This window comes from Histidinibacterium aquaticum, assembly GCF_008710275.1.
Lineage (GTDB): Bacteria > Pseudomonadota > Alphaproteobacteria > Rhodobacterales > Rhodobacteraceae > Oceanicola > Oceanicola aquaticus.
Genome location: NZ_VYQE01000001.1, coordinates 881,186 through 900,840, shown reverse-complemented (window position 1 = coordinate 900,840; position 19,655 = coordinate 881,186). Strand labels below are relative to the sequence as shown.

Here is a 19,655-nt window from a genome sequence, read left to right as displayed (position 1 = left end):
GTCGGGTTTCGCGCTAAAGTCCAATTGCGGCGTAAATGGGGCAGGTCACTCGGTGGTGAGAGCCCGGGGGCGCGGTCCGCCCGTGGCCCAGTCGAGCAGTTCCACCGTGTGGACGACCGGGATCCCGGTCGCGCCGCCGATCTGCATCATGCAGCCGATGTTGCCGGTCGCGATGACGTCGGGCGACTTGGCCTCCAGCGTTTTCACCTTCCGCGCCTTCAGCTTCGCCGAGATTTCGGGCTGCATCAGGTTGTAGGTCCCTGCCGAGCCGCAGCAGAGGTGGCTGTCGGCGGGTTCGACGACGGCGTAGCCTGCCGCCTTCAACAGCGCCTTGGGCGCCATCTTCACCTTCTGCCCGTGCTGCAGCGAGCAGGCGGCGTGGTAGGCCACGGTCAGCGCCTCGGGGGCCCGCGCTCCGCCCCGCGTCACGGCATCGGTCCCAGCGATCCCCTCCCTGGCAGGCTGGGGCGCGGCGACCTCGGCCTCGGGCATCAGTTCCTCGAGCAGCTCCGAGACGTCCCGCGCGCGCTGGGCCACCTGCGCTGCCTCCGCCTCGAGCTCGGTGCCGCGGAACATGTGGCCGTAGTCCTTCACCGTCGTGCCGCAGCCGCTGGTGTTGATGACGATGGCGTCGAGCCCCTCGCCCTCGATCTCCCGCGCCCAGGCGCGGACGTTTTTCGCGGCGGTGGCGTGGCTCTCGGAGGTCTTGCCCATGTGGTGCGTCAGCGCCCCGCAGCAGCCCGCGCCCTCGGCCACCACCACTTCGCAGCCGAGGCGGGTGAGCAGCCGCAGCGTGGCGTCGTTGATGTCGGTGTTGAGCGCCCGCTGCGCGCAGCCGGTCATCAGTGCCACCCGCTTGCGGCGCGGGCCCTCGGGCGCATGGGTCCCGGGATCGTCGTTGCGGCTCACCGGCGGCAGGCGGCGCGGCGCCATGTCGAGCATCGCCTTCAGTCGGGCATCCGGCATCAGCCCGCGGAAAGGTCGCACGATCCGTGCCGCGAGCAACGCCAGGCGGAACCGGCCGGGGTAGGGCAGGATCCGCGCCAGCATCCAGCGCAGCGCGCGGTCGTGCCAGGGGCGGTCGTAGTGCTCCTCGATATAGGCGCGGGCATGGTCGACGAGGTGCATGTAGTGCACGCCGGAGGGGCAGGTCGTCATGCAGGCGAGGCAGGAGAGGCAGCGGTCGATGTGCTTGACCGTCTTGGGGTCCGGGACCCGCTCGTTCTCCAGCATGTCCTTCATCAGGTAGATTCGCCCCCGCGGGGAATCGAGCTCGTCGCCCAGGGTCACGTAGGTGGGGCAGGTCGCGGTGCAGAAGCCGCAGTGGACGCAGGCGCGCAGGATCTCGTTGGCCCGGGCCGTGCCGGGATCCTCGAGCTGCTCTGGGGTGAAATGGGTCTGCATGCGTCCTCAGCTCATCAATCCGGGGTTCAGGATGCCGCGCGGGTCGAACCTCTGCCGCAACGCCCGGGAGAGCGCGGCGACCCCCTCGGCCTGCGGCTGGAAGACCGGCACCGCGGCGCGGGTCTCCTCGGAAGCGCGGACCAGGGTCGCGTGCCCGCCGCGCCGGGCGACTTCGGCCCGGATCGTCGCCGCGCCGGCGTCCCCGGTGTCCTCGGTCAGCAGCCAGACCAGCCCGCCGCCCCAGTCGTAAATCGCCTCGTGCGAGAGCCCCGCCGCCTCCAGCGCCGCCGTCAGCCCGGGCCCCTTGGAGGGCCGGACCGAGACCCGCCAGACGGCGCCCGCGCGCGCGGCGAAGGGCCGGAGGTCGCGCACCTCCTCCCAGAGCGCGGCGCTCTCGGCGTCACGGACCACCTCCCAACCCCCCCCCAGCAAGTCCGCCAGCCGACCGGTCCGGTAGTCGACCGAGCCCGAGAGCCCCTCGATCCGGACCCGCGTCTCCTGCCCGGGGCCCAGGTGCGCGGCCCCCGTCACGTCGTAGGGCGAGGTCAGCGCGGTGGAGAGCGCCCCGACCCCCTCCGCTGCCGAGAGCCCCCGCCGGACCAGCGTCGCCTCCGTGACCGGCCGCGCGAGGACCTTGAGCGAGACCTCGGTCAGCACGCCCAGCGTTCCCCAGGACCCGGCCATGAGGCGCACGAGATCATAGCCTGTGACGTTCTTCATCACGCGCCCGCCCGCCTTCACCACGGTGCCGGTGCCGTCGACGAAGCGCACGCCGAGGCAGAAGTCCCGCGCCGCGCCCACCGAGATCCGGCGCGGGCCGGAGACATTCGCGGCCACCACGCCGCCGATGGTCGGAGCTCCCCCGGTGCCGAGAAGCGCCCGGTGATCAATCGGCTCGAAGGGCAGGCGCTGGCCCTCGGCCGCCAGCACTGCCTCGACCTCCGCCAGCGGCGTCCCCGCGCCCACGACGAGCGTCAGCGCGCCCGGCTCGTAGAGCGTCACGCCGGAGAGCCCCCCGGTCTCCAGTACCTCGCCCGGCACGGGGCGGCCGATGTCGCGGGTGCCGCCGCCGCGGATGCGCAGGGGGCCGTCCGCCCCGGCCACCAGGCGGGCCAGATCGTCTTCGGTCTCTGGTCTCATCTTCTGGGTCCAAATATCCCGGGGGGAGTCCGCGCAGCGGACGGGGGGCAGCGCCCCCCTTTCCGGCGCGAGAGGCTCATTCCGCCGCCGTCCGGCGCGCGGCGCTCGCGGCGAGCGGGAAGACCTTCGCCGGGTTCAGCAGCCAGCCCGGGTCGAAGACATCCTTCACCCGCATCTGCGCCTCGAGATCGGCCGGGGCGTATTGCACCGCCATCAGGTCGCGCTTCTCGATGCCCACGCCGTGCTCGCCGGTCAGGCAGCCGCCCGCCTCGACGCAGAGCGTGAGGATGTCCGCGCCCATCGCTTCGGCCTTCTCCAGCTCGCCGCCGTTGGCGTCGAACAGGATGAGCGGGTGCATGTTGCCGTCGCCCGCGTGGAAGACGTTGGCGACCTCCAGCCCGTACTTCTCGGACAGCGACCGGATGCCGGCCAGCACCTCGGGCAGCTTGCTGACAGGGATCGTGCCGTCGAGGCAGATGTAGTCGTTGATCTGGCCCATGGCGCCGAAGGCGGACTTGCGCCCCAGCCAGATCCGCGCGGCCTCCTCGGCATTGGCCGCCTCGCGCAGCTCCACCGGGTCGTGGCGGCGGGCGATCTCCGTGATCAGCGCCAGCTGCTCGGCGATCTCTTGCGGCGATCCCTCGACCTCGACGATCAGCAGCGCCTCGCAGTCGGGGTAGCCGGCGCCGGCGAAGGCTTCGCAGGCGCGGATGCAGGGTCGGTCCATGAACTCGATGGCCACAGGCAGGACGCCCGCCTTGATGATGTCCGAGACGCAGGCGCCCGCGACCTCGTTGGAGGAAAAGCCGATCAGCACCGGCGTCGCGCCCTCGGGCTTGCGCAGGATGCGGAGCGTCGCCTCGGTGACCACGCCGAGCTGGCCCTCGGACCCACAGACGAGGCCCAGCAGATCGAGCCCCTCCGCGTCCAGATGCGCCCCGCCGAGGTCCACGACGGTGCCGTCCATCAGCACCATCCGCACGCCGAGCAGGTTGTTGGTGGTCACGCCGTACTTCAGGCAATGCGCCCCGCCGGAGTTCATCGCGATGTTGCCGGCGATGGCGCAAGCCAGCTGCGACGAGGGGTCGGGCGCATAGAAAAAGCCCTCTTCCTCCACCGCGCCGGTGACGCTCAGGTTGGTCCGCCCGGTCTGGACCCGGATGATGCGGTCGGCGTAGTCCGTCTCCAGCACCTCGGTCATCCGCGCGACGCCGAGGATCACGCTGTCCTCCGTCGGCAGCGCCCCGCCCGCGAGCGAGGTGCCCGCACCGCGGGGCACCACGGGGACGCCCATCTCGTGACAGACGCGCAGGGCGGCCGAGACCTCTTCCGTCGAGGCGGGCAGCACCACGGCCAGCGGAGCGCACCTGTAGGCCGTCAGCGCGTCGCACTCGTAGGCGCGGGTCTCGGCGGGATCGGAGATCACGGCGTCCGCGGGCAGAACCTCGGTGAGCCGCGCCACGATTTCCGCGCGGCGGTCGAGCACCCGGGCATCGGGGCGGGGCATGTCCATGTCCGGTGTCCTCCCGTGACGGTCCCTTCGGGATAGAAAGAATGGCGGTCCCACGCAACGGGAAGGGCACGGAGCGATCGTCGCAGGGCTTGTGCGCGGCGCGGTGCGGGGGCAGAGATCGTGCATGCTCTGGGTCAAGGTTCTTCATCTGCTCTGCGTGCTCGGCTGGATGACCGGCATCTTCGCGGTGCCGCGCGCGCTGATCTTCTGGAAGCGCGAGCATGTCGCGACCGGCGGCTTCGGCCCGACGGGCGACCTGACCATTCGCCTGTTCCGCTTCTCCGCCGGTCTCGGCGTCATCGCCATCCTCTCCGGCCTCTGGCTCGCCTGGAGCTGGGGCTGGCCGGCCTGGAGCCTCTGGAAGGCCGGACTCGTGGCGCTGCTGCTGGGCCACTACGTCTGGACAGGCATGCTCGTGCGGCGCGCCTACCTGGGCCGCTTCGGCGAGAGCGACCGCTACCTGCGCATCTACAACGAGCTGAGCGTGCTGGTGGTGATCGCAATCCTGGTCCTCGTCGTCTACAAGCCCGGCTGATGCCCGTCGCCGAGATCATCGCGCTGCTCTGGCCCTGGGACATCGCGGCCCTCGCCTTCTTGGTGATCACCGCCGCGGCGCTGGGCTGGATCATCGAGCATCCGCCGGCGCGGCGGCCCTCGGTCACCGTGCTGATGTCGGACTACCGCCGCGACTGGATGCGCGCCTTCGCGGAGCGGGACGTGCGCATCTTCGACAGCCAGATCCTCGCCTCGCTCCGGCAGGGGACGAGCTTCTTCGCCTCCACCTGCCTGCTCGCCATCGGCGGCGTCCTGGCGCTCGTGGGCAATACGGAGCCGCTGGAGGGGCTGGCGGAGGACCTCACCGCCGAGCAGGTCCCCGACGTGCTCTGGGAGATCAAGCTGCTCGTCGTCGCGCTCTTCCTCGCGGCCGGCTTCCTGCGGTTCGTCTGGTCGAACCGGGTCTTCGGCTATTGCGCCGTCCTCATGGGCTCGGTCTCGAACGATCCGGAGAACCCCGAGATTCAAGAGCGCGCCGGGCGGGCGGCGGAGCTGAACATCCGTGCCGCGGTCAACTTCAACCGGGGCCTGCGGGCAGTCTACTTCGCCCTCGGCGCCGCGGCCTGGCTCCTGGGACCGATCGCGCTCGTGATCGCCACGGTCGTCGTCGGATGGGTGGTCTGGAGCCGCGAGTTCGCCTCGATTCCACGGGACATCATGCTGCGCTGACGCGGCCGTGATCGCGGGGGACGGCGGGCTCTGCTAAGCTCGCCCCATGCGCCTTTCCCTTTTCCTCCTCGCGCTCTGCGCCGGACCCGCCCTCGCCGATCCGCCCGTCATCGAGGCGGTGGAGACTGCCCGGGTCGAGGGCGGTTGGCGCTTCGATGTCACCCTCTCGCACCCTGACACCGGCTGGAACCACTACGCCGACGGCTGGCGGGTGGAGTCGCCCGACGGAGAGGTGCTGGGCACCCGCGAACTCCTGCATCCGCACGTCGAGGAGCAGCCCTTCACCCGGTCGCTCTCCAGTGTCGCCATTCCAGAGGGGCTCGAAGAGGTCGTCATCCGGGCCCGTTGCAACACCGACGGCTGGACCGCGCAGGGCACGACGGTCAGCCTCGACTGACTAGCGCCGGCCCTCGCGCAGCCAGGCGCCGACCACGAGCGATGCTGCGATTAGCAGGAAGGCCCAGGCCGGCAGCAGCGGCGTGATTGTGACGTCCGCCGTCACGTAGGCGCCGCGCGGCGTCACGCCGAGCCAGCCGCGACCGGCGGCGGGACGTCCCTCGCGCACCTCGCGCAGGTCGAAATTCCCGTCCGCCATGGCGAGCGTCCCGCCGCGCGTGCCGTCGATGAAGGGATCGAGCTGCTCGGCGCTCGCGATGGTCTCCTCGAACTCGCGCGGCGCGGCGGGGCCGAGGGCGATGACGCTCTCCTCCTCTCCGTCGGTGAGCCGGTAGAGGCCCATTTCCGGCGCGTCCCAGACCGTCTCGAACCGGCCGGGAGAGACCTCGTCCAGCGTCAGCACGGTCTTGGTGCCGTCGGGGTGGGTGACGGTGACGTCGCCCGTCTCCTCGTCCAGCGTGCGGCGCGTGATCCGCATGGTCTGCCCCGTGGCCTCGGCGGTCAGCGCCTCTTCCTCGAGCTCGGGCTCCTTCATCATCCAGTGCGCCAGCCGCCGCAGCAGCTCGAGTTGCGGGCCGCCGCCCTCGTAGCCGCGATTCCAGAGCCAGATGTGATCGGAGGCCATGAGTGCCACGCGCCCTTCGCCGTAGCGGTCGAGCGCGAGCAGCGGACGGTCGTCGATGCCCTCCATCAGGATCTGCGTGTCTGGCAGGGCATCGACCTCGATCTGACGAAACCAGCGCCCCCAGCCGGGGCCGTCCTCGCCTTCCGGAGCGGACTGCTCGAGCCCCTCGGTGACGGGGTGCCGCTGGCCGAGGTCGGAAAGCTGCGGCGTGAACCCCTCCTCGTAGACCCGCGCCGTGGGCGCGGCCGGCAGCATGTCTCCCATGGGCGACCGATAGAGCGAATCCGCCGAGGCGTAGTCCGGGCCCGCGGCCACCAGCACGGCGCCGCCGCTCTCGACGTAGCTGCGGATGTTGTCGAGGTAGATCGAGGGCAGGATCCCCCGCCGCTTGTATCGGTCAAAGATGATCAGGTCGAACTCGTCGATCTTCTCGAGAAACAGCTCCCGCGTCGGGAAAGCGATCAGCGAGAGCTCGTCCACGGGAACGCCGTCCTGCTTCTCCGGCGGGCGCAGGATGGTGAAATGCACGAGGTCGACCGAGCTGTCGGACTTCAGCAGGTTGCGCCAGGTCCGCTCGCCCGGATGCGGCTCGCCCGAGACGAGCAGCACCCGGAGCCGGTCGCGGACGCCGTTGATCTGGACGACGGCGGCGTTGTTGCGCCCCGTGAGCTCGGACTCCAGCGTCGGCGTCTGGAACTGCAGGACGTTCATGCCGCCGTGGGGCAGGGTGACCGGCAGCTCCAGGTCCTCATTGACCGGCACGTCGAATTCCATCGGCTCGCCGCCGTCGATGGCGATGGTCAGCGGCACGGTCCCGGTCTCCGGCGCCGCGCCCTGGTCCTCGATCCGGAGCGTCAGCGTCACCGGCTCGCCGAGGATGGCGAAGGAGGGAGCGTTCTGCACCACCAGCCGACGGTCCCAGTCGTCTTCCTCACCCGAGAGTATCGCGTGCAGCGGGGCGGGGAAGGCCTCCGGCGCCTGTTCCGCGTCGTGCAGCCGACCGTCGGTGAGCAGGAAGAGGCCCGCCACCCGCGCCTGCGGCTCCTCGGCCAGCGCCTCGGACAGCGCGGTCATCAGCAGCGTGCCCTCGTCGCCTTCGGCATCGCCGACCTCGACCACCCGCAACTCGGTGTTGTCGAGCGCGGCGACTTCCGACTCCAGCCGCTCCAGAGCGGCCTCGGTCTGCGCCTCTCGCTCGGCGATGCGCTGGCTCGCGCTGCGGTCCACGATCGCGACCACGATGTCCGAGAGGGAGTCCCGCTCCTCGCGCTGCAGCGAGGGGTTGGCGACCGCGGCCAGCAGCACCGCCGCCGCCAGTGCCCGCAGCCACCAGCCGGCGAGCCGCCGCCAGATCGCCAGCGCGACGAAAAGTACCGCCACCGCAACGGCGGCCCAGAGCAGCCAGTCCGGCACCAGAGGGTCGAGAACGACGGTTCCGGTCAAGACGCGTGTCCCTTCATTCGGCCAGGCCCCATCCGCCGCCCGTCACTGACCGAGACGGTCGAGGAGGGCGGGCACATGGACCTGGTCGGATTTGTAGTTGCCCGTGAGCACGTGCATCACGAGGTTCACGCCGAAGCGGTAGGCGAGCTCCCTCTGCCGCTCGCCGGCCATGCCGCGGCCCACGGGATAGAGGTAGCTGCCCTGCTCGTCGACGGCCCAGGCGGCGGCCCAGTCATTCCCGCCGATGACCACCGGCGTCACCCCGTCGTTGAGATCGCGGAAAGGCATCCCCTCCACCTGCTGCGCGTCCGGCGGCGCGGCCTCGACCCAGACCTCGCGCCCGGCATGGCGGCCGGGGAAGTCCTGCAGCAGGTAGAAGGTGCGCGTCAGGACATGGTCCTGCGGAAGCGGCTCGAGCGGCGGAATGTCCAGCGGCTGGGCAATGGCCTGGAGCCGGCGGCCCTCGGGGGAGGAGGCGCCGAAGCCCGCGATGTCCGCGTCGCGCGTGTCGAAGACGATCATCCCGCCCGAGCGCAGGTAGCGGTTGAGCTTGTCGTAGGCATCGGCCGAGGGCAGCGGCTGGTCTGCGGTGATCGGCCAGTAGAGGATCGGGAAGAACGCGAGCTCGTCTTCTTCGATGTCCACGCCCAGCGGCGCGGCCGGCTCGATCGAGGTGCGACGGAAGAGCGTGTTCGACAGCCCGCGCAGGCCGGCCTCCGCCGTCCGGTCGATCTCCGGGTCGCCGGTCAGCACATGCGCCAGCACGACCTCGGAGGTCGCGCGGACCGCCAGCTGGTCGCCTTCGCCGTCCTGCGCCTGCGCGCCTTGGGGCATCCCGCCCAGCATCGCCAGCAGCGCGACACCCGCCGCTGCGGCGCGCGGTCCGCGCAGGCGGCCCGAGAGGGCCAGCGAGGCCAGGATATCGATGAGCAGCAGCGCCAGCGCCGCGCCCAGCACCCAGCCCTTGAGGATGGTCTCGCGCGTCACGTCGAGGCCCTCGACTGCGATGCGCGCGGGCCAGGAGGTGGTGGCAAGCGTCCGTTCCTCGTCAATGACGTTGAGCGCGATCCGCCGGTCCTCGCCCGCGTAGAGCCCGGGCGGCAGGCCGGGGCCCGGCTCTTCTTCGGCGAGCCTCGGGCCCGCGACGCCCGGCAGGGTGCCCGCGTCCTCGATCCGTCCGAAGGCCGTCAGCACTTCCTCGGGCGACCATGTGGTCCCCTCGAGGTCCTCCGCCTCGGGCACGGCGGGGCGGGTCGAGACTGCGAGCCGCTCCAGTATCTGCACGAAGAGCCCCGAGAGCGGCAGCGTCGACCACTCGGCGTTCGCCGTGACGTGCACGAGCACGACCTGGCCCTGCTCGACGTCCTTCGCCGTGACAAGCGGCGTGCCGTCGGCAAGCTGCGCGATCACCCGGTCGGCCAGCGTGGGGTCGGGCTGCGCCATGACCTGCGCGTTGACCGTCACGTCGTCGGGCACCGGGAGGCCGGCGAAGGGGCTGTCGTCGGGGAAGGGCGCGAGCGTCTTGGGTTCGCCCCAGCTCATCGCGCCGCCCACGGTGCGGCCGCCGGCCCGCAGGCGCACCGGCATCAGCGGGTCTTCCTCCGTGCGGCTCACGTCGGACGCGGCGAGGCGCGGGCCCGCGAAGCGCAGGAGCATGCCGCCGTCCTCGACCCAGGCGCGCACGTCCTCGGCCTCTCCGGGAGCCAGCTGCGCCACGTCGGCGAAGACGATCACGTCGGGATTGGCGAGCAGGACGTCCGTCAAGTCGCCGTCGACGAGATCGGCCGTCGGTTCCAGAGCCTCGCGCAGGTAGTGGAGCGGGGCGAGCAGTTCGAGCTCCTCCCGGTCCTCGCGACCGGCGATCAGGGCGACCTCGCGCCGTTGCAGGGCATCGTCCGTCAGGGTCACGGCCCCGGCGGTTCGGGTGCCCTCGATCTCGAAGCGGGTCACGCGGTTGCGCAGCTCGGGCGGCAGCGACAGCTGCAGCTCGGCCTCGGTCGCATCGGCCTCGAAGGTGACATCCGCCGCCGCGAGCCGCCGCTCCACGCCGCCCGGGTCCAGGCCCATCGCGGCGACAGTGCGCTCGGCCGGGGTGCCGGGCTCGGGACGGATCGCGGTGACGGAAACCGTGCCATCCTCGAAGCGCGCGGGCCGCAGGGCGATGATCGGGCGCGGGCTCTCGAAGACGGTGACGTCGCCGCGGCTCTCGAGCGCCTCCAGCACGGGGTCGCGGCTCTCGCGGTCGAGGCCGTCGGAAACCCAGAAGGTGTCGAAGCTGCCTTCGAGACCCTCGGCCCAGTCGACCACGGCGGTGTCATCAGGCTCCCAGGCGCGGGGTTCGAGCGACGGCAGGCGCTGCGCCACCGCGTCGGCGGCCTGGAAGGACAGGCCGTCGGCCGGAAGCTCTGTCAACGACACGAGCGCCGCCGTCCGCCCCTGCCGCGAGGCTTCGGCGAGCGCGGCGTCGATCCGGTCGCTGCGCCGGTCCCAGTCGCGGGCATCGGCCCAGGTCCCGTCGACCAGCACCAGGAGCGGCCCGGAGCCCGGTGTCTCGTCCTGGGGATTCAGAACCGGCCCGGCGAAGCCGATGATGACTGCCGCCACCGCCAGCATCCGCAGCAGCAAGAGCCACCAGGGCGTGCGGTCCGCCTGCGTCTCCTGGTCCGACAGCCCCAGAAGCAGCGCCACGCCGGGGAACCGCCGCCGGATCGGCGCGGGCGGCACGGCCCGCAGCAGGATCCAGAGGACGGGCAACGCGACAAGCCCCAGCAAAAGCCAGGGCGCGGCGAATCCCAGGGGGCCGATCGTCCACATCAGACGCGTCTCTCCAGTGCGCCATGGAGCCAGAGGAGCGCGGTGGCCGCGCTCTCACCGGTATGGTGGGTCATGAACTGCCAGCCGGTGCGGCGGGCGAGCGTCTCGAGCCTGTCCTTACGCTCCGCGAGGCGGTCGAGATAGGCGGTCTTCAGATCACCGGCCTTCAAGGTCTCGTGTCTGAGCGCGCCGGTCATGCTTTCGAAGATCGTCCGCCCGTCGAAGGGGAAAGCCTCTTCCTGCGGGTCGAGGACTTGCAGCAGGGCGCCGCGAACGCCGCGGTCGGCGGCCTCGGTCAGTGTCTCTTCCACCGGGTCGATGTCGCCGAGGAAATCCGAGATGAAGAGCGCGCGCGACTGCGGCAGCATCCCGGTCGTCTCGGGCCGCCCGTAATCGGCTTCGTCGCCCTCGGAAAGCATCGCCGCGATGCGCTGCAACTGCGGCTCGCCGCCGCGAGGCGGCAGGCTGATGCCGGTGAGGCCCACGCGCTCGCCGGCCCGGATCATCAGCAGCGAAGCCGCCATGCCCAGAACCTTGGCGCGCCAGCCCTTGGTGGTGCCGTCCTTCAGCGAGCCGAAGGACATGGAGGCCGCCTGGTCGACCCAGAGCATCACCGACTGGGCGATCTGCCACTCGCGCTCGCGCACGAAGGCAGTGTCGGCGCGCCCCGAGCGGCGCCAGTCGATCATCCGCGCCTCGTCGAAAGGCATCGCCGGACGATACTGCCAGAAATCGTCGCCCAGCCCGGCGCGCCGCCGCCCGTGGTTTCCCAGCAGGACGGTCGTCGCCAGGTGCTCGGCCTCGACGAGAAGCGGAGGGAACGGGGCGGAGAGCTCTTCCGCCCCGTGGCGGAGGAGGTTCGGATCGCTCACGCGGCGGCCTCGACGCGGGTGACTCGGGAGGCGACCTCGTCGATGACGCGGCTCAGGGTCTCGCCCCGGGCCCGCGCGGCAAAGGACAGCGCCATCCGGTGCTGCAGCACGGGACCGGCCATGGCGCGCACGTCCTCGGCGGAGGGCGCGAGCCGGCCGTGGGTCAGCGCTTCGGCCCGGGCGGTGAGCATCAGCGCCTGCGCGGCGCGCGGACCGGGGCCCCAGCTGACCGAGGATTTCACCACGTCGGGCGAGGAGTCGTCCTGCGGGCGGCAGGCCCGGACCAGGTCGAGGATCATCTCGACCACGGCCTCGCCCACCGGCATCCGCCGCAGCAGGGTCTGGGCCGCGATCAGTTCCTCGCCGGTGAAGACCGCCTCCGAGACGGCTTCCTCGACACCGGTGGTCGCGACGAGGATGTCCCGCTCGGTGTCGCGCTTCGGATAGGGCACGTCGATCTGCACGAGGAAGCGGTCGAGCTGCGCCTCGGGCAGGGGATAGGTGCCCTCCTGCTCGATCGGGTTCTGGGTGGCGAGAACGTGGAACGGCTTGCCCAGCGGACGGTGTTCGCCCGCGACGGTGACTTCGCGCTCCTGCATCGCCTGGAGAAGCGCCGACTGGGTCCGCGGCGAGGCGCGGTTGATCTCGTCGGCCATCAGCAGCTGGCAGAAGACCGGACCCTCGATGAAGCGGAACGAGCGCCGCCCGTCCTCGGCGGTCTCGAGCACCTCGGAGCCGAGGATGTCGGCGGGCATCAGGTCCGGCGTGAACTGGATGCGCCCGCTGTCGAGCCCCATCACGGTCGCGACGGTCCCCACCAGGCGCGTCTTGCCCAGGCCGGGAAGGCCGATCAGCAGGCCGTGGCCGCCGGACACGAGCGTCGCAAGCGTGAGGTCGACGACCCGCTCCTGGCCGATGAACCGCTTCGCGATGCTCTCTCTGGCGCGGACGAGCTTTTCACCCAGTTCCTCGATTTCTCCGACCAGTTCGGCATCGGTGGACATGGCAATCTCCCCTCGGGCGGACTAGCTTTGAAGGCCATCGAAGCAGATATGCTGAACGACCCCAATGGCAAAAGGGAGGTCGACACATGGACGTGACAGTATCGGCCGACGATCTGGCGAAATCCGCGCGCGCTGCCGGGAAAAAGGGCCTTCCGCCGGTGGACAAGTGGGATCCGCCCTTCTGCGGCGATCTCGACATGCGGATCGCCCGGGACGGCACCTGGTTCTACCTCGGCACGCCCATCGGCCGGCCCGCGCTCGTGCGGCTCTTCTCGACCATCCTGCGCAAGGACGGCGAGGACTACTTCCTTGTCACGCCTGTCGAAAAGGTCGGCATCACCGTCGATGACGCGCCCTTCGTGGCCGTGGATTTCGACGAGACGGACGAGGGTCTCGTCTTCACCACGAATGTCGGCGACACGGCGCTCGCGGGCCCCGACCACCCGATTCGCGTGGAGCGCGACCCAGAGACGGGCGAGCCTTCGCCCTACATCCTGATCCGCCGAAACCTCGAGGCGCTGATCGACCGCAAGAGTTTCTACCGGCTGGTGGACATCGGCGAGACGAACGAGCACGAGGGCGCGGACTGGTTCGGTCTCTGGTCGGCGGGCGTCTTCTTTCCCGTCATCCCGGCCGCCGAACTTCCCTGACGCCCAGCCTTCAGAAAGTCGCCCATGCCGCGTTTCTGCGCCAATCTTTCTACGCTCTTCACCGAGATGCCCATGACCGAACGCCCCGCCGCTGCCCGGGCGGCCGGATTCGAAGCGGTCGAGATCCTCTTCCCCTACGACGAGGACGCGGCCGCCCTGCGTCAGGCCATCGCGGGCGCGGGCCTGCCCGTCGCGCTCATCAACTGCCCGCCGCCGAACTATGCCTCGGAAGGCGGACCCCGGGGTTTCGCCGCCGTTCCCGGCGGCGAGGAGCGCTTCCGCCACGATTTCCGCCGCTCCTGCCGTTACGCGAGCGCGCTGGGCGCCGAACGCGTCCACGTCATGGCCGGCGTCGCCGAGGGGCCCGAGGCCGGAGACTCCTTCGCCACCAATCTCGCCTGGGCGGCGAACGAGGTGCCGGGGCTGCAACTGACCGTCGAGCCCCTCAATCCCGACGACATGCCGGGCTACTTCCTCGACGATCTCTCGCTGGCCCTGGCTGTCATAGAGGAGGTCGGCGCGCCGAACCTCTCGCTGCAGTTCGACGCCTACCACGTCCACAAGCTCACCGGCGACGTCCTGGGGACCTGGGACGCGGTGCGCGAGCACGTCGGCCACGTCCAGATCGCAGACCATCCCGGCCGTCACGAGCCGGGCAGCGGCGAGATCGACTACGCCGCCTTCCTCGCCCGGCTCGACACCGACGGTTACGAGGGCTGGGTCTCCGCCGAGTACCGTCCGCGGGCGGACACCGGGGAGGGTCTTGGCTGGATGGCGGCGCTCTCCCCCTGACAGCCTGCTGACAGAACGCTGTCAGCGGGGGTATGAGATACTCGAGGCATCGCCAAACAGAGGAGATGCAAGATGCCCGTGTCACGACCCATCGTCGTCTGGACCGAGATACCGGTCACGGACCTCAAGGCCGCCTGCGACTTCTATTCCACCGTCTTCGGCTGGACCATGACCATCGACGAAAGCGGCCCGAACCCGATGGCCGTCTTCGACGGCGCCAACGACACCACCGGCGGACATCTCTATCCCGGCACGCCGGGGCAGGGGCCGACGATCCACTTCGCCGTGCCCGATACCGTGGAGGCCGCCGCCGATCGGGTCGCCGAGGCCGGCGGCAAGGTCGAGGGACCGATCATCCCGATCCCGGTCGGCCGGTTCCAGTACGCCCTCGATCTCGACGGCAACTCCATCGGCCTGTTCCAGCCCGGCTCCGCCTGACATGCGCCGCGCCGACCGCCTCTTCCAGATCGTCCAGGCCCTCCGGGGCGGACGGCTGCTGACGGCGCGGGCTCTGGCGGAAAAGCTCGAGGTCACGACGCGGACGATCTACCGCGACGTGGCCGACCTCCAGGGCTCGGGCGTGCCCATCGAGGGCGAGGCGGGCGTGGGCTACGTCATGCGCGCGGGCTACGACCTTCCGCCGCTGATGTTCACCGCGGCGGAGATCACGGCCCTCGTCGCGGGCGCCCGGCTCATCCGCGCCTGGGGCGGGGCGGGCATGGCAGCCGCGGCGGAGGAGGCCCTGGTCAAGATCGAGGCCGTCCTGCCCGAGGCCGCTCGTGCCCGCGCGGCCTCGGTGCCGGTCCACGCCTTCGCCACCCCGGAGTTCTCGCCCGAGACCCGGGCCCTCATAGACCGGATCGAGGCCGCGTCCGCCGATCGCGTGCGCCTCGCGCTCGACTACGCCGACGCATCGGGGCGGACGACCGAGCGGGTCGTCCGCCCGCTCGGTCTCTGGTTCTGGGGCAAGGTCTGGACCGTCGTCGCCTGGTGCGAGCTGCGCGAGGACTTCCGGATGTTCCGCCTCGACCGCATTCGCGGGTGCGAGGACCGCGGACGCTTCAGGGACGAGCGCGGCCGGACCTTGCGGGACTTCTATGCCCTGGAGGCCTGGCGCGAGGCCCCCGCGCCGCTCATTCAGAGAGAGACTGCGCCAGGCGCATGAGCCGGACGGCCTCGGTGCGATAGCCGAAGGCATCTTCGCCCCGCGCCCCACTCGCCAACTCGATGGCCTCTTCGTAGCCCCAGTCGCCCAGGTAGTCCGAGCCGCGAAGCAATTCGCCGAACCCGGCCACCGCTGCCGCGAAGCGGGCGTCCTCGTCGGCTTCCATACCGGCCCTCACCGGCGTCTCGATCAGCTGCGACCCGTCCTCCCCCGGCGCCTTGTAGCGCAGCCGCAGGAACCCCAGCTCCCCGCCGTCGCTCGCGGCCTCCGGCGCTCCGTAGCGCAGCGGATCGGTGAGCCGGGCGGGCGATCCCACGGGCGTCACCTCGTAGAGCGCGGTGACCGAGTGACCGGCCCCCAGTTCGCCCGCGTCCACCGCGTCGTTGTTGAAATCCTCGCGCCGCAGGGCGCGGGTCTCGTAGCCGATGAGCCGGTACTCGGCGACCTCCGCCGGGTTCCACTCCACCTTGATCTTCACGTCATCCGCGATGGGAAAGAGCGCGCCAGAGAGCTGGTCCACGAGTACCTTCTGCGCCTCGTTCAGCGTGTCGATGTAGGCCGCCGTCCCGTTCCCGGTCTGCGCCAGCGCCTGCATCGTCGCGTCATCGAGGTTCCCGCGTCCGAAACCCAGCACCGAGAGGTAGGTGCCGCTCTCCCGCTCCCTCGCGATGAAGTCCTCGAGCGCCGAGGGATCGGAGAGCCCGACGTTGAAATCCCCGTCGGTGGCGAGGATCACGCGGGAGACCTCGCCCTCCGCGCTCATCTCCTCCGCCAGGTCGTAGGCGGCGGAGAGGCCGCCCGCTCCGTTGGTCGACCCGCCCGCCTGCAGTGTCTCCAGCGCCTGGAGGATGGTCTCGCGCTCGCGCGCCGGGGTCGGCTCCAGCACGGTTCCGGCCGATCCGGCGTAGGTGACGACGGCCACCTCGTCCTCCGGACGCAGCTCCGACAGCATCAGCCGCAGGGACTGCACCAGAAGGGGCAGCTTGTCGGGATCGTTCATCGAGCCCGAGGTATCGACGAGAAAGACGAGGTTGAGTGGCGGCCGGTCAGCGACGGCAGGCATCCGTCCCTGGATCCCGATCCGCACGAGCTGGGTCCCGTCGTTCCAGGGCGTCTCCATCGCTGCGAGGTCGACGGCAAAGGGCGCCTCCGCCTCCCCGGGCCCGGGGTAGCCGTAGTCGAAGTAGTTCACCATCTCCTCGATCCGCACGGCCTCCGGCGGCGGCAACCGGCCGGATGTGAGCGAGGATCGGATGACCGACCACGAGGCGGTGTCCACGTCGATCGAGAAGGTCGAGACGGGCTCCTCCACCGTCACCTTCACGCCAGAGGACTTGGCCTCGGCGAAGGTCTCGGTGTCCAGCTCCGGCATCGGCGCGGAGAAGGCGTCGTCGCCCAGCGGCGATCCGAATCCCTGCATGGCGGGGGGCGCCTCTTCCGCGGGGGCCGTCCGCATGAGCGACTGCGGTGCGGGCATCGGGGGCGGAGCGGGCGGCGCCTCCGCCTCCGCCTGCGAAAGGCCGGCGGCCTCCGGGGCAGGGGCGCTCTCGGTCGCCACGGCGGTGTCGGCCTCCTCGATTTCCGCCACGGGCTCCGCAGCGTCCTCGGTAAGGACCGGCAGGCCCGGCCGGATCAGCTCTCGCCCGCCGGGTGTCAGAACGAGCAGGCAGCCGGCCACGATGGCCGTGGTCGCCGTGAGGCCGCCGCGCGAGGTCAGGGTCGTCGTCATGGTCGTCACTCCTCTCCGAAGGCCCGCGAGGGCCGTTGCGAGGATGTGACGACGCGGACGGCCCGATCCTTGGGGCTCCTCCCTGTGGAGCGCCCAGAAGGCCTCCCGCGCCCGGGCGAGGTCCTCGGCACGGCGCGCGGGATCGGGCGAGGGGGTCTCTGCCTCCATCGCCGCCTTCAGCTCGTCGATCTCGTCCGGGCGGATCATTCCGCCTCCTCCTTCTGCTTGAGCGCGCGCAGCCGTTTCCGGGCTTCGGACATCCGCCAGCTGATGGTACCCTCCGACACCCCGAGAATCTCGCCCGCCTCCGCGTGGCTCATGTCGTCGAGCACCAGCGCCACGGTGTCGCGCAGGTCGTCGGGCAGCGACCGCATGGCCCGCGTCAGCCAGTCCCGCCGCTCCCGCTCTTCCGCCCCGGCCTCCGTACGCCCGATCTCCCAGTCGCCCCAGCCCTCGGTGGCGCGGGCGTAGCTCGCCTGCCGCCGCCGCCGGTCGTGTGCCGCGTTCACCGCGACGCGGTAGAGCCAGGTGGTGACCCGCGCCTGACCGCGAAAGCCCGAGAGCTTTGACGGGAGCGCGGCACAGATGTCCTGCGTCAGGTCCTCCGCCTCCGCCCGGCTCCCGGTCAGCCGGAAGGCGAGCGCGAAGAGCCGGTCGTAGACCCGTTCGACGAGCAGCCCGAAGGCCTGGCCGTCGCCGTCGGCGGCCGCCCTCGCCAGGTCCTCGTCGCTCGTGTCCATGCGCATCACGGTCCTTCGACGCCACCCGCCGGTCAATCCTTGGCCGCTCGCGGAAAAAAGCGATTCCCGCGCCGGGACGAGCACTCATTCCGGGCGCGAAGATCGCGGCGATATTGACGCCGCGGCGTCAATCCGGCGCACGTTAGGTAAAGAATTTCCTGATCGGGGCCTTCAAGGCACGATACCGACCCACTGCCGCCCGGAAACTGCCCGATTGTATCCCGAAGGTTGCATCGACGCCTGACAGGGAGACGTACATGCATCCGGAATACCTCGCCATCACAGTCGTTCTTTCCATCTGGGCAGTGGAGGTGAGTCCGGCCGCACCGGGTGTCCTCATGGCCGTCTCGCTGATGACCGCCGGACTGATGCTCCTGCGCTGGATCGTCCAGCAGATCATGCTCATCATCGCCTGCCGCGGCAGCGCCTCGCGCGTCGATGCCCAGCTCACCCTGGCCCGCGCCCTGTCCCGCGCCGCCAAGGCGCCCGAAGGCGTGCAACGCGCCATCGACCGGATGATCGCCGCCTACGCGCTGCGCCCCGGCGAAGCCGACACGATGCCCGCCTCCGAGGTCCTGGACGAACGCCAGCGTCTCGCGCTGCTGCTCGCCGATGAGGCCCGTTCGCACGATGTGCTGCCGACCGGTCTGCGCGCCCCCGGCACCGCCATGCTGCGCGACGCGCTGATGGCCCGCGCCGGTACCGCCGCCGAGACCTACGGCCGGCTCTTCGAGGAAGCCGAGGAACTCGCCTTCGGTCCCGCGGTCGAGCCTGAAGAGGCCCCCGACACGGCGGAGATCGCCTGAGCCTCAGCCCAGGTAGACCTCGCCCCTCGGGTAGCCGACCCGGGGGTGGCTGCGGGTCGCGAGGAAGAACCCCAGTGTCAGCGGTCCCACCCGTCCCAGGAACATGATCCCCCCGATCACGATCTGCCCGAAGAGATCGAGATCCCCCGTCGCCCCGCGGCTCAGCCCCACGGTGCCGAAGGCCGAGACGACCTCGAAGAACAGGTCGAAAAGCGGCCCCTCGTGCACCGCCGCCAGCACGAACAGCCCGACAAAGACCGTCGCCACGCTGATCGTCGTCAGGGCCATGACCTTCAGCACTTCCTCGATCCCCAGCGACCGCCCGAAGGCATGCATCGACTCGCGCCGCCGGAAGAAGGCGTAGGTCGCCAGCACCAGCACGATCGCCGTGGTGACCTTGATGCCCCCCGCGGTCGAGGTCGGCCCGCCGCCCACGAACATCAGCCCCATGACCAGCACCGTCGTCGCATCCTCCATCGCCGCGGTGTCGAGGCTGTTGAAGCCCGCCGTCCGTGGCGTCGCCCCCTCGAAGAAGGCCGCGAGCAGCCGCGCGCCCGTCCCGTCGATCGCGCCCAGCGTCCCCGGGTTGCGCCACTCCAGCGCCGCCACCAGCCCCCAGGAGAGAAGCAGCAGCGCCGCCGTTCCCGCGAGCATGAGCTTCGAATGCAGCGAGAGCGTCCGCCACCGGCGCTTCTGCCAGAGGTCGTTGAGCACCACGAAGCCGAGCCCGCCCGCGATGAAGAGCGCCGCGATGGTCAGGCAGACGAGGGGGCGGCCGGCCCAGCTCATCAGGCTGTCGGGAAACAGGCTGAAGCCCGCGTTGTTGAAAGCCGAGACCGCGTGAAACAGCGCCTGCCAAAGGCCTTCGCCCCAGCCGTAGACCGGTACGAAGGCCACGGCGAGGATCGACGCGCCCAGAAGCTCGGCCACGACCGCCACGGTGACGATCAGCTTGGCCAGTCGCCTCAGCGTCCGCATCGAGCCCTGTCCCAGCTCCTCGCTCAGGACCACTCGCTGCGGCAGGCCGATGCCGATGCCCAGGGATAGCAGGAGCAGCGCCGCGAAGACCATGAGGCCCAGCCCGCCGAGCTGGATCAGCCCCATCAGCACCGCCTGGCCGAAGAGAGTGAACGAGGTGCCCGGGTCGACGACCACGAGCCCGGTCACCGTCACTGCGGAGGCTGACATGAAGAGCGCGTCACCCAGCCCGACCGGCTGCGCCTGCGCGGCGGGCAGCATCAGCAGCGCCGTCCCCGCCAGGATCAGGACGAAGTAGAGCAGCGCCAGGAGGGCGGGCGGCGGGAGCCAGAGAACCCGCCCCCGGAAGCTCACCCGCAT

Annotated in this window: 18 protein-coding genes; 8 read left to right on the top strand and 10 right to left on the bottom strand. The window is 70.8% G+C overall.

What is annotated here, in order from left to right; translation table 11 throughout:
* Window positions 1-45: 45 nt before the first annotated feature.
* The 3 genes from glcF to F3S47_RS04500 form a co-directional block, all read right to left on the bottom strand.
* Window positions 46-1,404 carry a glycolate oxidase subunit GlcF gene (glcF, locus tag F3S47_RS04510; protein ID WP_150443998.1) on the bottom strand — a complete coding sequence of 453 codons (1,359 nt, stop codon included), beginning with the start codon at window positions 1,402-1,404 and terminating at the stop codon, window positions 46-48.
* 6 nt (window positions 1,405-1,410) lie between these two features.
* Window positions 1,411-2,544, bottom strand: coding sequence for a glycolate oxidase subunit GlcE (gene glcE, locus F3S47_RS04505; RefSeq protein ID WP_150443997.1), 1,134 nt, complete (start codon window positions 2,542-2,544; stop codon window positions 1,411-1,413).
* 76 nt (window positions 2,545-2,620) lie between these two features.
* Entirely contained in the window at window positions 2,621-4,057 is a 1,437-nt protein-coding gene (locus F3S47_RS04500) for an FAD-linked oxidase C-terminal domain-containing protein (protein ID WP_150443996.1), read from the bottom strand.
* Window positions 4,058-4,181: 124 nt separating this feature from the next.
* Here F3S47_RS04500 and F3S47_RS04495 point away from each other — a divergent pair, with 124 nt between their 5' ends.
* From F3S47_RS04495 to F3S47_RS04485, 3 genes are read left to right on the top strand one after another with little or no spacing between them, the layout of a single operon-like run.
* Window positions 4,182-4,592, top strand: a complete 411-nt coding sequence (locus F3S47_RS04495; RefSeq protein ID WP_150443995.1) for a CopD family protein — start codon at window positions 4,182-4,184, stop codon at window positions 4,590-4,592.
* Window positions 4,592-5,281, top strand: coding sequence for a DUF599 domain-containing protein (locus F3S47_RS04490; protein ID WP_150443994.1), 690 nt, complete (start codon window positions 4,592-4,594; stop codon window positions 5,279-5,281). Before F3S47_RS04495 ends, F3S47_RS04490 begins: the two co-directional genes overlap by 1 nt.
* Before the next feature lie 46 nt (window positions 5,282-5,327).
* Window positions 5,328-5,678, top strand: a complete 351-nt coding sequence (locus F3S47_RS04485) for a hypothetical protein (RefSeq protein WP_150443993.1) — start codon at window positions 5,328-5,330, stop codon at window positions 5,676-5,678.
* Here F3S47_RS04485 and F3S47_RS04480 read toward each other — a convergent pair whose 3' ends face one another.
* From F3S47_RS04480 to F3S47_RS04465, 4 genes are read right to left on the bottom strand one after another with little or no spacing between them, the layout of a single operon-like run.
* Entirely contained in the window at window positions 5,679-7,745 is a 2,067-nt protein-coding gene (locus F3S47_RS04480) for a hypothetical protein (protein WP_150443992.1), read from the bottom strand. It lies immediately after the preceding gene.
* Window positions 7,746-7,787: 42 nt separating this feature from the next.
* Entirely contained in the window at window positions 7,788-10,559 is a 2,772-nt protein-coding gene (locus tag F3S47_RS04475) for a DUF4159 domain-containing protein (protein ID WP_150443991.1), read from the bottom strand.
* Entirely contained in the window at window positions 10,559-11,431 is an 873-nt protein-coding gene (locus F3S47_RS04470) for a DUF58 domain-containing protein (RefSeq protein ID WP_150443990.1), read from the bottom strand. The genes F3S47_RS04475 and F3S47_RS04470 overlap by 1 nt, the downstream gene beginning before the upstream one ends.
* A complete protein-coding gene (locus F3S47_RS04465; RefSeq protein ID WP_150443989.1) occupies window positions 11,428-12,435 on the bottom strand; it encodes an AAA family ATPase in 1,008 nt (335 codons plus the stop codon). The genes F3S47_RS04470 and F3S47_RS04465 overlap by 4 nt, the downstream gene beginning before the upstream one ends.
* Window positions 12,436-12,521: 86 nt before the next feature.
* Here F3S47_RS04465 and F3S47_RS04460 point away from each other — a divergent pair, with 86 nt between their 5' ends.
* From F3S47_RS04460 to F3S47_RS04445, 4 genes are all read left to right on the top strand, one after another.
* Complete coding sequence (locus F3S47_RS04460; protein ID WP_150443988.1) at window positions 12,522-13,085, top strand: DUF1285 domain-containing protein; 564 nt, start codon at window positions 12,522-12,524, stop codon at window positions 13,083-13,085.
* A gap of 72 nt (window positions 13,086-13,157) precedes the next feature.
* Window positions 13,158-13,877, top strand: a complete 720-nt coding sequence (locus tag F3S47_RS04455; RefSeq protein WP_317978252.1) for a hydroxypyruvate isomerase family protein — start codon at window positions 13,158-13,160, stop codon at window positions 13,875-13,877.
* A gap of 72 nt (window positions 13,878-13,949) precedes the next feature.
* A complete protein-coding gene (locus F3S47_RS04450) occupies window positions 13,950-14,315 on the top strand; it encodes a VOC family protein (protein WP_150443986.1) in 366 nt (121 codons plus the stop codon).
* A 1-nt stretch (window position 14,316) separates the two neighbouring features.
* Entirely contained in the window at window positions 14,317-15,042 is a 726-nt protein-coding gene (locus F3S47_RS04445; RefSeq protein ID WP_150443985.1) for a helix-turn-helix transcriptional regulator, read from the top strand.
* Here the strand turns inward: F3S47_RS04445 and F3S47_RS04440 are convergent.
* Window positions 15,011-16,978, bottom strand: a complete 1,968-nt coding sequence (locus F3S47_RS04440; protein ID WP_150443984.1) for a vWA domain-containing protein — start codon at window positions 16,976-16,978, stop codon at window positions 15,011-15,013. The genes F3S47_RS04445 and F3S47_RS04440 overlap by 32 nt on opposite strands.
* A complete protein-coding gene (locus F3S47_RS04435) occupies window positions 16,975-17,511 on the bottom strand; it encodes an RNA polymerase sigma factor (RefSeq protein WP_150443983.1) in 537 nt (178 codons plus the stop codon). Before F3S47_RS04435 ends, F3S47_RS04440 begins: the two co-directional genes overlap by 4 nt.
* Window positions 17,512-17,768: 257 nt before the next feature.
* Between F3S47_RS04435 and F3S47_RS04430 the strand changes: the two genes are divergently transcribed.
* A complete protein-coding gene (locus F3S47_RS04430) occupies window positions 17,769-18,317 on the top strand; it encodes a hypothetical protein (protein ID WP_150443982.1) in 549 nt (182 codons plus the stop codon).
* 3 nt (window positions 18,318-18,320) lie between these two features.
* Here F3S47_RS04430 and F3S47_RS04425 read toward each other — a convergent pair whose 3' ends face one another.
* Window positions 18,321-19,655: a TrkH family potassium uptake protein gene (locus tag F3S47_RS04425; protein ID WP_150443981.1), complete on the bottom strand. Its 1,335-nt coding sequence runs from the start codon at window positions 19,653-19,655 to the stop codon at window positions 18,321-18,323.